Here is a 13,195-nt window from a genome sequence, read left to right as displayed (position 1 = left end):
CTTTTTAAGATTCCCATCAGATATATTCTGGCTTGAATAATTAAGGAGATAGCTGTGAACCAAGAGCGGTTCAGAACTCTACAAATCAAATTTTCAGGGTTGAGTAACTGGCTGATTACATTAGCTGTAATTGGCATTCTGGTCTCTATTGGTCTAGGCTGGTTAGTCAAGGGTGTTCTAATTTTAATTGCCGTGATTGTCATTAGTCCTATTTTGGTGATCTGGGGTGTCCAGTGGTGGTTAAAACGTAATCTCATTCAAGGTCAATGTCCCGTTTGTAGCCATGAATTTCCCGCTTTGAATGCCACCCAATGTCAATGTCCAAACTGTGGAGAACTGCTAAAAGTTGAGGAGGGACATTTTAGTCGGTTAACACCCCCAGGAACCATTGATGTGCAAGCGGTTGATGTTTCCGTTCAAACGCTAGAAGAGTAAATTCATTGAAGACAACAGAGGAGAATAAATTTATGGCTGAAGAGAGAACCTCTATTTTAGTCACCGGAGGAGCCGGTTATATTGGTTCCCATACTGTTCTAGCGCTGCAACGTTCGGGTTATGATGTCATTATTCTCGATAATTTAGTTTATGGGCATCAAGATTTAGTAGAAACGGTCTTAAAAACTGAATTAATTATTGGGGATACTAATGATCGGCCGTTGCTGGATGACTTATTTTCCAGTCGGAAAATTGATGCGGTTATGCACTTTTCAGCCTACGCTTATGTCGGGGAATCGGTCACCCACCCGGATAAATATTATCGCAATAATGTGATTGGAACGTTAACACTGTTAGAAGCGATGAAAGAGGCTGGAATTAATAAGTTTGTGTTTTCTTCCACCTGCGCTACCTATGGGGTTCCAGATGTTGTTCCGATTCCTGAAGACCATCCCCAAAAGCCGATTAATCCCTATGGCGCGACTAAATTAATGGTAGAACGGATTTTATCAGATTTTGATGTGGCTTATGATTTCAAATCTGTGCGATTTCGGTATTTTAATGCGGCTGGAGCAGACCCAGACGGGTTATTAGGAGAAGATCATAATCCTGAAACCCATTTAATTCCTTTAACGTTATTAGTGGCATTAGGAAAACGAGATTCTATTTCTATTTTTGGAACAGATTATCCCACACCCGATGGAACTTGTATTCGGGATTATATTCATGTCACTGATTTAGCAACTGCCCATATTTTAGGGTTAGAATATTTATTAGAAGGGGGACAAACAGATGTATTTAATTTAGGGAATGGAAAGGGTTTTTCCGTTAAAGAGGTGATTGAAACGGCGAGAAAAGTTACTGGAAAAGAAATTAAAGCGGTTGAATGCGATCGCCGTCCTGGAGATCCACCCAGTTTAGTTGGAAGTGGAGAAAAAGCTAGAAAAATATTAGGGTGGAATCCTCAATATCCTGACATTGAAAATATTATCAGCCACGCTTGGAATTGGCATCAAAAACGACACAGTTAATCTTTTAGAAAGCCCTTAAGGGCTTTTTTTTCAACAGTCATATCGTCTCATAGAGGTTTTGTTTATGGACATTGAAACAAGTTACAGAACGCCTTTTAAATTAAAGCCAATAGGGATACTCAAACCTTACTAAACCTTTTAGAGAAACCGTCAGGTTATTATCAATGGTTAAGAATTATAGGTTATGTTTGTGAGGTGATCGCACCAACAAATACCTTTAGCAAAACTTCATTAACAATAAACTCCACTACATTAATACTAACAGAATTTCCCAATTGATAATAAGCCTTATCATCATGATAATGTAGACAAAAATGATCGGGAAAACCTTGTAAACGAGCCGCTTCACGCGGCGTAATCCGACGAACACGATGATTATGATAAACCCCTAACTTATTCGCATCACTGGCTACTAAAGTCACAGCAATTGATTCAGGATCTAAAAATTTATATACCTCAAACGAAAAATTACCACTAACAGGTTTATATTGATGATTAATAACTTTAAGATATTTTTTATTGACTAATGATTGAAGAATATCATCTAAATCAGGAGGATTAAAAAACGTAGCGATTTGAGCTTTCGTTAAAAGTTTTCCATCTTGTTCCTCCCCAAACTCTTTATTCCGTCTTTTCAAAATAAAACGATTCATTAACTCAATTTCCTGGGGACTACATTCTCCTTTTAAACCCAATTCCCAAGAGTGTATCGAGTTTCCTCCGCGATAATCAATTAATCTTTTTCCATGTAGCTTTTCTAAATCACCTTTCAAATGTTTTTTTAACTGTTCAATAAAAACAGGAGAACAATCATATTTAGGATCAGGATCATCTTCTAAAATTGTTTTGACGCTGGAAAATTGATGGTGTTGAAATAGAGAAAGTTGCTGGATATAAGAATGAGAATCCTGTGGCCCTGTATCAGAGATAATATTTAATTTTGGGGCTTGTCCTAAGACTGCAATCATATAAGCTCTTAATCGATTTTGAGGTAAACCGAAATTGCAGCTATTCAATAAAAAAAATTGAAAACTATAGCCTCTTTTTTTAATTTCATATTCTATCGTTTGAATGGTTTTACCTTGATCATTGGTCTGAATTCCTCGTACATTCTCTAATATTATAATCTGAGGTTTATTGGTATCTATTAATCTCATGATCTCAAAAAATAATGTTCCTCTCGTATCCCCAAAGCCTTCTTTTTTACCTGCATAAGAAAAAGATTGACAAGGAAAACCCGCCAGTAAAACATCATGTTCCGGTAATTGTTCAATTGTTCTAATATCACCTAAAGGGTTTTCTTTAAAATTAGCTTGATAAACCCATCTTGAATCTTGATTAATTTCGCTACTCAGTAAACATTGAGGTTGAAATCCTAATGATGAAGCTGCTGTTTCAAAAGCAAGTCGGATTCCCCCAATTCCGGCAAATAAATCAATAAATTTAAGGGTTTTCATTGTAATATTATGAATTTTCTTTAATAAAGTTGGCTAATAGTTGAATTTCTTCCTTTGAGAAAGCTACAGTACAATCACTAGAAAGACAAATTGTACTTACTGCATTTTTTCTAATGTTAATATTGCCGGCTCCATCTATAACATAACAAATGAAATGACCAGCATTATGTAATAACTTTGCCAGATTTTCAGCTTCTCTTGATTTCCGTTCAATTGTACTATTTGTTGTATACTGAAAACTCGCTTCAATACCAAATAATTGATTATTGGGACTAGAAACAACAATATCAAATGTTTTGCCTTCTATCTCTTTGGATTTAGTGATTTCAAAAGTATCCGGTAATTCTTCTTTTAAAACACGGATAACAAATTTTTCGACTAGACCCCCCAGTTTAGTTGATTTCAAAAACAACCTTGAATTGATAGGAATAATTTTTTGTTTTCCATATATAATCCATCTGATTATTTTTAAAATACTTACTAATAGGCGGATACTTATTTAAAGATTCTCCACCTAAATCACTCAAAACCATCAAATGTTTAAGAAAAACGTTTCCTGGGATATCCAGAGAAAGATCAACAAATTTTTGCCAAGATTCAGGCTCAGAATCAGCAAGAGTTAGAATACTAATAAATTTATCTTGTGTTTTGAGTAATAGAGGAAGGACACTCGCTTCACCTGCTTGATCAAGTAGTTCTCCTGGCCAGTATAAAACGGCTTTTTCTTGAAGTTCTACTAAACTACGTTTATATTTGCTCACTCTGGCGTTTACCTCACTCTATTTTGAACTTATTATTATATTCTTTGGTGTGACTGTTAATATATCATAAAGTTTGTTGTAAATTAGCATTATTACTATAATTTAATTTTTTATTCCATGAAACAGTTTAAACTTTAATATTACAGCCTAAATTGTTCCATAAACTTTTGATCAATATAATCTTTCCATCGCCATAATAACGAATTCGGCCCTATATTAAACCATCCCTTAGAGGCGATCGCTTTTTGATCTCCTGTCCCAATTAAAATTAAAAATTCCTGTTGAGGAATAAAGGGTTTAAGCGGTTTTTCTTGTAAACTTCGTTTTAAATTATCTAATAAGGGTTGACCTTGACGGACTGCAAAAACTCCGGCTTTGGGTCGGGGATAATTAACCATTGTGGCGATATCTCCGGTGGCGAAAACTTGGGGATGGGAAATAGATTGTAAGTTATCATTGACTAGAATAAATCCTTGTTCATTGGTTGTTAGTCCGGTTTGTTTTAACCAAGGGGATGCTGATGCTTGTGTTACCCAAAAAATGCGATCGCAGTCTAAGGTTAATCCTGATTTACAGTTAATTTTTTTAATCGAATTTTGAGTTGCTTCAACTTGATCAACGGTTTGATTTAAGTGTAAATAAATATTCCGATTTTTTAGAATCGTTTCTACTTTTTGACTTAAGGACGGGTGACGTTCAGATAATAAGCGTTCACCTTGATGTATCAGATGTAATTCTAACTGATTTAAGGGTTGATTTGCTTGTTGATAAATTTGCGTGAGATGACTGTGAATATTAAACGCTAATTCTACTCCTCCCGCACCTCCTCCAATAATGGCTAACCGGATTTTTTGCTGAGGATTTTGTTGAATTTCATGAATTAATTGCTGCCAATGTTGCAAAAATTTGGAGATGGGTTTAACAGCAATAGTCTGTTCTCTTGCGCCGGGAATGGTTAAGGTTGCGGGGGTACTGCCAATATCAATCGATACAAAATCAAAGGGAATAGGAGAATGATTTTGACAAATCACTAGATTTTTTTCTAAATCTAAATTAATGGCTTGATCAATATAAAGTTTAGCTTGGGCAAATTCAGCTAAGGATGGTAAATCGATATGGCATTGATCAAAGGTATAAAACCCGGCAATATAACCGGGTAACATCCCTGAATAAGGAGTTTTTACAACATTTGTAATTAAGGTTAATTCAACTTCTGATAAAGGATTGATCCCCCATTTTTTCAGGGCGATCGCATGGCTATGTCCTCCACCAATTAAGACTAATTTTTTCATCTTTTAAATAATTTCCTGCTCTAATTTAGAAAGGGAAGGAACAGCCGATAATAAAGTTTGGGTGTAGGGATGTTGAGGATTAGTAAACAGGTCTTCTGTTGCCCCTAATTCAACAATTTTACCTTGATTCATTACCGCAATGCGATCGCATAAAAACCTCGCCACCCACAAATCATGGGTAATAAATAAATAGGTTAAATTAAACTCTTGTTTTAATTCTAACATTAACTCTAAAACTTGGGCTTGAACACTGGCATCTAACATACTCACAGGTTCATCACAAATTAATAATTGGGGATGAGTCATTAAGGCTCTCGCGATCGCAACTCGTTGTTGTTGTCCGCCGGATAATTCCCCCGGATAGCGTTGATAATATTCCTGGGTTGGTGTTAATCCTACCCGGTCTAACATGGCTAAAACTTGTGTTTTTGCCTCCTCTGGTGTGGCTAATTGATGAATTAAAAGCGGGTCAGCAATACTTTCGCCAACGGTCATCATCGGGTTTAAACAAGCATGGGGATCTTGAAATACCATTTGCATTTGACGGCGATATTTTCGGACCTGTTCACGGGATAATTGAGTTAAATCCGTGCCTAAAAATTCGACACTGCCGTTCGTTGCCCGAATTAGTTGTAAAATCGTTCGGGAGAGGGTACTTTTTCCACACCCTGACTCTCCGACTAAGCCTAATATTTCCCCTGGATATAATTCTAAATTGATCCCATCAACAGCTTTAATCACAGATTTCTTTTGCTGGGAAAACAATTGTTGTAAAAAGCTTGATTCTAGGGTATAATATTGTTGTACATTTTTCAGGGATAATAAAGGTTGAGGAGAGGAACCAGGCGTTTCTAAAGTCGGATTTGCTTCTTTATTTTCAATATCCTGTAAATGTAACGCCGATTTTAATAAAGATTGGGTATAGGAATGTTGGGGAGATTGAAAAACCGTTTGAGATGCTCCCATTTCAACTATTTTTCCCTGGTACATCACGGCGATTTTATGGCAATATTCCCCGACCATTGCTAAATCATGGGAAATTAATAAAATTGCGGTTCCCCGTTGTTCACAAAGTCGAGTTAATTCCTTTAAAATTTGAGCCGAAACCGTGACATCTAAACTGGTGGTCGGTTCATCCGCAACAATTAATTTCGGATCTAATAATAAAGCTAAAGCGATCGCTACCCGTTGACGCATTCCGCCACTAAATTCATGGGGATATTGTGACCAACGATTTGCAGGAATTTTCACCGCTTCTAATATTTCTAAAGCTTTATTTTTAGCTTGAGAATTGGATAATTGAGGACGATGAGCTTTTAACGTTTCTAAACAATGATCGCCAATGGTCATCAACGGGTCAAGGCGAGTCATGGGATCTTGAAAAACTAAAGCCACCGCTTCCCCGCGAAACTGACGCAACCGTTTTGCATCCATATCAAACACGGGTTGTCCTTCAAATCTCACTTGTCCTTCAATTTGACTGGTGGTGGGTAACAACCGCATCACCGCCCGTCCAATGGTAGACTTCCCACAACCAGACTCTCCCACCAGTCCTAGACGTTCTCCCGGTTGTAGGGAAAAGGAGACATCATTCACAGCCCAACTTTGCGGCGTTCGGGAGTGGGGATAAGCAACCCTCAACTGTTCAACATCAAACAAATTTGGCATAAGGTTACTGGGGATAGTGTTGGCTGGTGGTGGTTGAGAGTTCTCTCACAAGGGACAACGGACAACCATTGTCTTGTATAATTAATATGGGGAACCCTGCACTTATATCATCAATTTTGACAATGATACAACAGCTTAAAACAAGATTAAATTGGGGAAACTTATTACCGGGATTCATGATTTCCCTATTTTTAACGGTTATCGTTGGATTTTGGACAACTCCAGCTTTAGCAACAGGGGTTTATCAAGTTCCGGCGTTATCCTCGCCCAGTGATACTTGGGTTGTGGAAATGGACGACGTTCTCAGCCGCAGTACGGAAGGACGTTTAAATAATACCTTATCGGACTTAGCAAAAAAAACAGGCTATGAAGTTCGATTTTTAACGGTTCATCGTTTAGATTATGGAGAAACTATTGATAGTTTTGCTGAACAAGTGTTTAAAAAATGGTTTCCGACTCCAGAAACGGCTGCCAATCAAACCTTGTTAGTTTTGGATACAATCAACAATAATAGTGCAATTCAAACTGGAGAAAAAACCCAATCCTTATTAACGAATGAAATTGCTAAAAGCGTCGCCCAAGAAACCTTAAAATATCCCCTTCGTAAAGGAGATAAATATAATGAAGCGTTTATTGCAGCCAGCGATCGTATTGCGACTGTATTATCAGGAGAACCTGATCCAGGTGCACCCCTAGAAGAAGATAATATTAACGTTGACAGTACCTTTAAATCGGCCGAAGAAACCAACGATACCAGTGCTACAATTATTGTTGTGGTTCTGTTAATCGTAGCAACGGTTGTTCCCATGGCAACCTATTATTATTTCCAAGGAAATCGCAGCTAATAATCAGTTATCAAGTAGCCGCATCATCAGTCATCAGTGTAGAGACGCGCCATGGCGCGTCTGTATCAGTTATCAGTTTAACTTCCTATCTAAATTTATTTCAGAATAAAATGCAATTTATTGATCAAGTTGAAATTGAAGTCGAAGGCGGAAAAGGAGGCGATGGAGTCGTTGCCTTTCGACGGGAAAAATATGTTCCGGCTGGAGGGCCGGCGGGTGGCAATGGTGGGAAAGGGGGTTCAGTAATATTAGTCGCCGTTGAACATTTACAAACCTTGTTAGATTTTCAATATAATCATAAATTTCAAGCGGGTCATGGTACCAGAGGCGGCCCTAAAAATATGACGGGGGCGAATGGAACAGATCGTTTGATTCAAGTGCCATTAGGAACCGTTGTTTATGATGCCAATACCGATGAAATTTTAGGGGATTTAGTTGAAAAAAATCAACAGCTTTGTGTGGCAGCCGGAGGAAAAGGAGGGTTAGGGAATAAATACTTTTTAAGTAATCGAAATCGCGCTCCAGAATACGCTTTACCCGGTTTAGAAGGAGAAAATCGACGGTTAAGATTAGAATTAAAATTATTAGCAGAAGTTGGAATTATTGGTTTACCGAATGCCGGAAAATCTACCTTAATTTCGGCGTTATCGGCAGCACGTCCTAAAATTGCAGATTATCCCTTTACCACCTTAATTCCTAACTTAGGAGTGGTGAGAAAACCCACCGGAGACGGGACAGTTTTTGCGGATATTCCGGGGTTAATTGAAGGTGCTCATTTAGGGGCAGGCTTAGGACATGAATTTTTACGCCATATTGAACGAACTCGCGTATTATTGCATTTAATTGATATTACCGATAGTAATCCGATTGAAAATTATCATACCATTCAAGAGGAATTAAAAGCTTATGGCAGAGGATTAGGAGAACGTCCCCAAATTGTCGCATTTAATAAAGTGGATGCGGTGGATGTAGACAGCGAAGAAATTCAAGCACTAACTTCCCAATTGCAACAATTCCATCAAAGCCCTATTTTCATGATTTCTGCGGTAGCTGGAATAGGTTTAGATAGCTTATTACAAGAGGTTTGGCAACAGTTAGATCAACTTTCGGCTTCAGAAAAAAATCAGTTACAAGTCAGTCAATTTTGACTTGACTATCAACTTGATATATTAACAATAATAAAGGCTGAATTAAAAGATGTAAAGGTTAATTTTCTATAAAATTTAGCCAACTTCTCTCTATTGTTCAGCTATTATACAGACAGTCTAACCACAAAAGGAAAACTGATGAATAAAGCGAGAGTTAGCATCTTAGTTAGTGGAATGATGAGTATTTTTACTGCTGTCTATCCAGCCCTAGCTGAAAATTGGGTTTATATGGGGAAAGCAGATACTGGAGAAGACATTTCCGTTGACGCAGATAGTATTTATGCTGGAAAAGAAGGAAAGCGATTTATTTATACCATTGGAAATGAAACCCTTCATGCAGCCGCAAATTGTAATAACAATACTTGGTATGTCCTAGAATATGATACCACTTATTCGCCCCAAAGTAATGCAACTCAACAGATGTTAGTCTATGTTTGTCAATACTGAAGTTAAATCTATTAATAGTTAATTGAATTGAGTTGAGGGTGCATTTCTTTCTGGATCATAAAGCTACTAGACACTGTACAAATAATAGAAATTTGTTATAATTTATTGAGTTAACATTTATCCTAAACGCGATTTTACATCGCAGTAACTCACCCATGTCTTTTAAACTTGATCTCCAAAAACCTCAGAAATTTCTAACAACATGGGTTGCTGCGGTTGGTTTAAGTCTAACTCTAATTAATAGTCCTCTGACTCTAGCAGAATGGGTTCCTTCCCCCTTAATTGCTAGTCAACCTCAAGGGGCAAGTTTAACGGGAAAAAATGGACAATATACGGCTCAAATTATTGTTAATAGTTCGGCGGATACCAGTTGGAAAGTCTTAACAGATTATAATAATTTTTATCATTTTTTACCGAATGTGATTAGTAGCCATTTATTAAAGTCTCAAGGAAATCAAAAAGTCTTTGAACAGGTGTATAAAATTGAAGCATTTGTTTTTAATCAAACCACAAGACTGCGTATATCTGCTACTGAAATTTATCCTAAAGAAATTGACTTTAAATTAGTCGAAGGAGATTTGAAAGGGTTACAAGGAAGTTGGAAAATTGAACCCATTTCTGCAAAACAAGTCCGAATTCTGCATCAAGTTAATGTTGAGCCAGGTTCAACTCCAAGCCGAACTTTATTTTATAATGTTTATGAAAGTAGCTTAAAAAATACTCTGGAGGCGATAAAAAAAGAATCTGAGCGTCGTAATTAGCAATGAGATATATTGATTTGTTTTGTGGAATTGGTGGATTTAGAATTGCCATTAATCAAGCCTTAAAGTCTAGGAATATTAATCCAGTCTGTGTTTTTTCTTGCGATATTGATGCTGATGCTCAAAACATCTATCAGATGAATTTCGGGGAACAACCCGCCGGAGATATTACCCAAATTGCAGCAGAGGATATTCCTGAGCATGATATTTTATTGGCGGGGTTTCCTTGTCAACCCTTTAGTATTTGTGGACAACTGAAAGGGTTTGAAGATACCAGGGGAACGTTGTTTTTTGACATTGCTCGGATTTTAGCGTCTAAAAAACCTAATTACTTTGTTTTAGAAAACGTTAAACAATTAGTTGGACATAACCAAGGAAAAACCTTAAAAGCTATTATTGAAGTTTTAGAAGAATTGGGTTATACTGTTGAATATAAAGTGTTAAATGCTTTAGATTGTGGATTACCCCAAAAGCGAGAACGGATTTTTATTGTCGGTTATCGTCAACCGTTACCGTTTCAATGGGATGTTCAAAAAATACCGATGAAACCCTTAAGCGATATTTTAGAACCGCAAGTTTCAGACTTTTATTATGCGTCTGAAAAAATTCGTAACAATCGTTTAGTAAAATATCAAGGAAAAATCGATACTGAACCGACAATTTGGCACGAAAATAAAGCAGGTCATATTAGTGCTTATCCTTATTCTTGTGCCTTAAGAGCCGGAGCATCCTATAATTATTTATTAGTCAATGGACAACGACGGTTAACGGAACGAGAAATGCTCCGTTTGCAAGGGTTTCCCGATGAGTTTAAAATGGTGACTTCCTATTCAACCGCCCGTCGGTTAATTGGGAATAGTGTAAGCATTCCTTGTGTTATTTTTGTGTTGAATTGTTTGTTAAATCAATAGAAACCAGGTTTCTTGGAGAAACCCGGTTTCTGGATGACCTATGGCCGAATGACACCTTTCGCGCTAGGCTTTAGGTTAATAAATTGCAACAATTGTGCGAATTCTGACGAGGAACCCTGCGTTGCATAGGGACGTCAGCAACAGGGTGCTCAAGTTTAGCATCCTCTTGAAACTGGAAACGATTTGTCTGTCTAGGAAACAACTACATGACTGCAACAACTGTCCGTACTAACTACGAAATTAAAGACCCCTCCCTGGCGCCAAAAGGAAAACAACGCATTGAATGGGCAGGACGTGAAATGCCCGTGCTGCGCCTCATTCAAGAACGCTTCGCCCAAGAAAAACCCTTTGCTGGTCTGCGGTTAGCCGCCTGTTGCCACGTTACAACAGAAACGGCCCATTTAGCCATTGCTTTAAAATTGGGTGGCGCCGATGCGGTGTTAATTGCCAGTAACCCTTTGTCTACCCAGGATGATGTTGCAGCAAGTTTAGTTGTTGACTACGAAATTCCGGTTTATGCCATTAAAGGGGAAGACGCCGAAACCTATACTCGTCACGTCCAGAAAGCTTTAGATCATCGTCCTAATATTATTATTGATGATGGTAGTGATGTGGTGGCGACCTTAATTCAAGAACGTCAAGATCAAATTAAGGATATTATTGGCACAACGGAAGAAACCACCACCGGAATTGTCCGTTTAAAAGCGATGTTAAGAGATGGCGTGTTAACCTTCCCCGCCATGAACGTTAATGATGCTGATACCAAGCATTTCTTTGATAACCGTTATGGTACAGGTCAATCCACTTTAGATGGAATTATCCGCGCCACTAATATTTTATTAGCGGGTAAAAATATTGTAGTTGCGGGTTATGGTTGGTGTGGAAAAGGTACAGCATTGCGGGCACGGGGTTTAGGTGCTAACGTGATTGTAACGGAAATTGACTCGGTTCGCGCTATTGAAGCGGTGATGGATGGGTTCAGAGTGATGCCGATGGAAGAAGCTGCACCTTTAGGCGATATTTTTATTACCGTTACAGGCAATAAGCACGTTATTCGCGGTGAACATTTTGACGTCATGAAAGATGGCGCAATGGTGTGTAATTCCGGTCACTTTGATATTGAAATTGACCTGAAAACTTTGGCATCTAAAGCAACAGAAATTAAAGAAGTTCGTAACTTCACCCAAGAATATAAACTCAAAAACGGTAAATCCGTTGTTGTGTTAGGAGAAGGACGTTTAATTAACTTAGCCGCCGCCGAAGGACATCCGAGTGCGGTGATGGATATGAGTTTCGCCAACCAAGCCTTAGCTTGTGAATATTTAGTCAAAAATCAAGGCGAATTAGAAGCAGGTATTCATTCCATTCCCAAGGATGTTGATGAAGAAATTGCTCGTTTGAAACTGGTGGCTATGGGGATTAAAATTGATAGCCTCACCGCCGAACAAATTGAATATATCAATTCTTGGACATCGGGAACATAAATTGATTTTAAGGTGAATTTCACCGAAGAAACCGGGTTTCTGAGTTATTTAGGGAATGAAATCAAAGTTTTCCTTCAGAAACCCGGTTTCTAATTTTAGCAACTACACTTTTAAAAAAAGATTATGACTGAATGGATTACGAATACAATGGTTTCCCTGGGATATCTGGGAATTGGTTTATTAATGTTTTTAGAAAATCTGTTTCCCCCCATTCCGTCTGAGTTAATTATGCCCTTAGCCGGTTATACGGTTTCCCAGGGAAAAATGGAAATGATACCTGCTATTTTAGCAGGAATTATCGGAACAATATTAGGGGCATTTCCTTGGTATTATGCAGGTAAATTCGTTGGAGAAGAACGCTTAAGACAGTTAGCAGATAAATACGGAAAATGGATTACAGTGTCGGGTGCAGATATCGATAAAGCGAATAATTGGTTTACTCGATATGGCGGCAGAGCCGTTTTTTTATGTCGTTTAGTTCCTGGGGTTAGAACTATTATTTCCTTACCTGCGGGACTTAATGATATGCCGTTAATTCCCTTTATTATCTATTCTACCATTGGCACTGCTCTCTGGGTGAGTTTCTTAACAGGCGCAGGCTATTTGTTAGGCGACCATTATGAGTTAGTTGATGAATATTTAGGGCCCGTTTCTAAAATTGTGTTATTAAGTTTAGTCATTTGGTTTGGACTATGGATTTTGCGTAGAAATATGAGAAAAAATGCAGAATAATCTACCCCATAGGGGCGGGGTCTCACCGCCCAAACCCAACCCCAAATATAACCCTTATTTCTAAAATTGGGTGATTATCCATCCCGCCCAAACAACACCCCAAATATAACCCTTATTTCTAAAATTGGGTGATTATCCATCCCGCCCAAACAACACCCCAAATATAACCCTTATTTCTAAAATTGGGTGATTATCCATCCCGCCCAAACAACACCCCAAATAT

General features: G+C 38.0%; 14 protein-coding genes. 9 read left to right on the top strand and 5 right to left on the bottom strand.

The window, feature by feature from the left end:
- The first annotated feature begins 54 nt into the window (after window positions 1-54).
- Window positions 55-435, top strand: a complete 381-nt coding sequence (locus IQ236_RS05645; protein WP_193868357.1) for a hypothetical protein — start codon at window positions 55-57, stop codon at window positions 433-435.
- Window positions 436-467: 32 nt separating this feature from the next.
- Window positions 468-1,466 (top strand): UDP-glucose 4-epimerase GalE, encoded by a 999-nt coding sequence (gene galE, locus IQ236_RS05640; RefSeq protein ID WP_193868356.1) that lies wholly within the window; start codon window positions 468-470, stop codon window positions 1,464-1,466.
- A 182-nt stretch (window positions 1,467-1,648) separates the two neighbouring features.
- On the opposite strand, the gene dcm is transcribed toward galE, so the two are convergent.
- From dcm to IQ236_RS05615, 5 genes are all read right to left on the bottom strand, one after another.
- Window positions 1,649-2,923: a DNA (cytosine-5-)-methyltransferase gene (gene dcm / locus IQ236_RS05635; protein ID WP_193868355.1), complete on the bottom strand. Its 1,275-nt coding sequence runs from the start codon at window positions 2,921-2,923 to the stop codon at window positions 1,649-1,651.
- A gap of 7 nt (window positions 2,924-2,930) precedes the next feature.
- The gene (locus IQ236_RS05630; protein ID WP_228041440.1) at window positions 2,931-3,329 is read right to left on the bottom strand and encodes a DpnII family type II restriction endonuclease; all 399 of its coding nucleotides are present in this window, start codon (window positions 3,327-3,329) and stop codon (window positions 2,931-2,933) included.
- The gene (locus tag IQ236_RS05625) at window positions 3,316-3,684 is read right to left on the bottom strand and encodes a hypothetical protein (protein WP_193868354.1); all 369 of its coding nucleotides are present in this window, start codon (window positions 3,682-3,684) and stop codon (window positions 3,316-3,318) included. The genes IQ236_RS05630 and IQ236_RS05625 overlap by 14 nt, the downstream gene beginning before the upstream one ends.
- A 140-nt stretch (window positions 3,685-3,824) precedes the next feature.
- Window positions 3,825-4,976, bottom strand: coding sequence for an FAD-dependent oxidoreductase (locus IQ236_RS05620; RefSeq protein ID WP_193868353.1), 1,152 nt, complete (start codon window positions 4,974-4,976; stop codon window positions 3,825-3,827).
- A 3-nt stretch (window positions 4,977-4,979) separates the two neighbouring features.
- A complete protein-coding gene (locus IQ236_RS05615; protein WP_193868352.1) occupies window positions 4,980-6,644 on the bottom strand; it encodes an ABC transporter ATP-binding protein in 1,665 nt (554 codons plus the stop codon).
- Between the two features lie 122 nt (window positions 6,645-6,766).
- Between IQ236_RS05615 and psb32 the strand changes: the two genes are divergently transcribed.
- The 7 genes from psb32 (at window position 6,767) to IQ236_RS05580 (ending at window position 12,972) form a co-directional block, all read left to right on the top strand.
- On the top strand, window positions 6,767-7,489 hold the full coding sequence (gene psb32 / locus IQ236_RS05610; RefSeq protein ID WP_193868351.1) for a photosystem II repair protein Psb32: 723 nt from the start codon (window positions 6,767-6,769) through the stop codon (window positions 7,487-7,489).
- Between the two features lie 110 nt (window positions 7,490-7,599).
- Window positions 7,600-8,637 carry a GTPase ObgE gene (obgE, locus tag IQ236_RS05605; protein ID WP_193868350.1) on the top strand — a complete coding sequence of 346 codons (1,038 nt, stop codon included), beginning with the start codon at window positions 7,600-7,602 and terminating at the stop codon, window positions 8,635-8,637.
- A 138-nt stretch (window positions 8,638-8,775) separates the two neighbouring features.
- Window positions 8,776-9,084, top strand: coding sequence for a hypothetical protein (locus IQ236_RS05600; RefSeq protein WP_193868349.1), 309 nt, complete (start codon window positions 8,776-8,778; stop codon window positions 9,082-9,084).
- 155 nt (window positions 9,085-9,239) lie between these two features.
- Window positions 9,240-9,845 carry an SRPBCC family protein gene (locus tag IQ236_RS05595; RefSeq protein WP_193868348.1) on the top strand — a complete coding sequence of 202 codons (606 nt, stop codon included), beginning with the start codon at window positions 9,240-9,242 and terminating at the stop codon, window positions 9,843-9,845.
- 2 nt (window positions 9,846-9,847) lie between these two features.
- A complete protein-coding gene (locus IQ236_RS05590; RefSeq protein ID WP_193868347.1) occupies window positions 9,848-10,756 on the top strand; it encodes a DNA cytosine methyltransferase in 909 nt (302 codons plus the stop codon).
- Between the two features lie 206 nt (window positions 10,757-10,962).
- Window positions 10,963-12,240, top strand: coding sequence for an adenosylhomocysteinase (ahcY, locus tag IQ236_RS05585; protein ID WP_193868346.1), 1,278 nt, complete (start codon window positions 10,963-10,965; stop codon window positions 12,238-12,240).
- Between the two features lie 123 nt (window positions 12,241-12,363).
- The gene (locus tag IQ236_RS05580; protein WP_193868345.1) at window positions 12,364-12,972 is read left to right on the top strand and encodes a DedA family protein; all 609 of its coding nucleotides are present in this window, start codon (window positions 12,364-12,366) and stop codon (window positions 12,970-12,972) included.
- Window positions 12,973-13,195 lie beyond the last annotated feature (223 nt).

It is taken from the genome of Planktothrix mougeotii LEGE 06226, assembly GCF_015207485.1.
In the GTDB taxonomy this organism is placed as follows: Bacteria; Cyanobacteriota; Cyanobacteriia; order Cyanobacteriales; family Microcoleaceae; genus Planktothrix.
The sequence above is the reverse complement of the archived record's forward strand: the minus strand, read 5'-3'. Positions and strand labels throughout refer to the sequence as shown.

What these genes read in the sequence shown, in the direction of transcription:
- galE (WP_193868356.1), top strand. Translation starts at nt 468, where the DNA reads ATGGCTGAAGAGAGAACCTCTATTTTAGTCACCGGAGGAGCCGGTTAT.
- psb32 (WP_193868351.1), top strand. Translation starts at nt 6,767, where the DNA reads ATGATACAACAGCTTAAAACAAGATTAAATTGGGGAAACTTATTACCG.
- IQ236_RS05595 (WP_193868348.1), top strand. Translation starts at nt 9,240, where the DNA reads ATGTCTTTTAAACTTGATCTCCAAAAACCTCAGAAATTTCTAACAACA.
- IQ236_RS05580 (WP_193868345.1), top strand. Translation starts at nt 12,364, where the DNA reads ATGACTGAATGGATTACGAATACAATGGTTTCCCTGGGATATCTGGGA.
- IQ236_RS05615 (WP_193868352.1), bottom strand. Translation starts at nt 6,644, where the DNA reads ATGCCAAATTTGTTTGATGTTGAACAGTTGAGGGTTGCTTATCCCCAC.
- obgE (WP_193868350.1), top strand. Translation starts at nt 7,600, where the DNA reads ATGCAATTTATTGATCAAGTTGAAATTGAAGTCGAAGGCGGAAAAGGA.
- IQ236_RS05590 (WP_193868347.1), top strand. Translation starts at nt 9,848, where the DNA reads ATGAGATATATTGATTTGTTTTGTGGAATTGGTGGATTTAGAATTGCC.
- ahcY (WP_193868346.1), top strand. Translation starts at nt 10,963, where the DNA reads ATGACTGCAACAACTGTCCGTACTAACTACGAAATTAAAGACCCCTCC.
- IQ236_RS05620 (WP_193868353.1), bottom strand. Translation starts at nt 4,976, where the DNA reads ATGAAAAAATTAGTCTTAATTGGTGGAGGACATAGCCATGCGATCGCC.
- dcm (WP_193868355.1), bottom strand. Translation starts at nt 2,923, where the DNA reads ATGAAAACCCTTAAATTTATTGATTTATTTGCCGGAATTGGGGGAATC.
- IQ236_RS05600 (WP_193868349.1), top strand. Translation starts at nt 8,776, where the DNA reads ATGAATAAAGCGAGAGTTAGCATCTTAGTTAGTGGAATGATGAGTATT.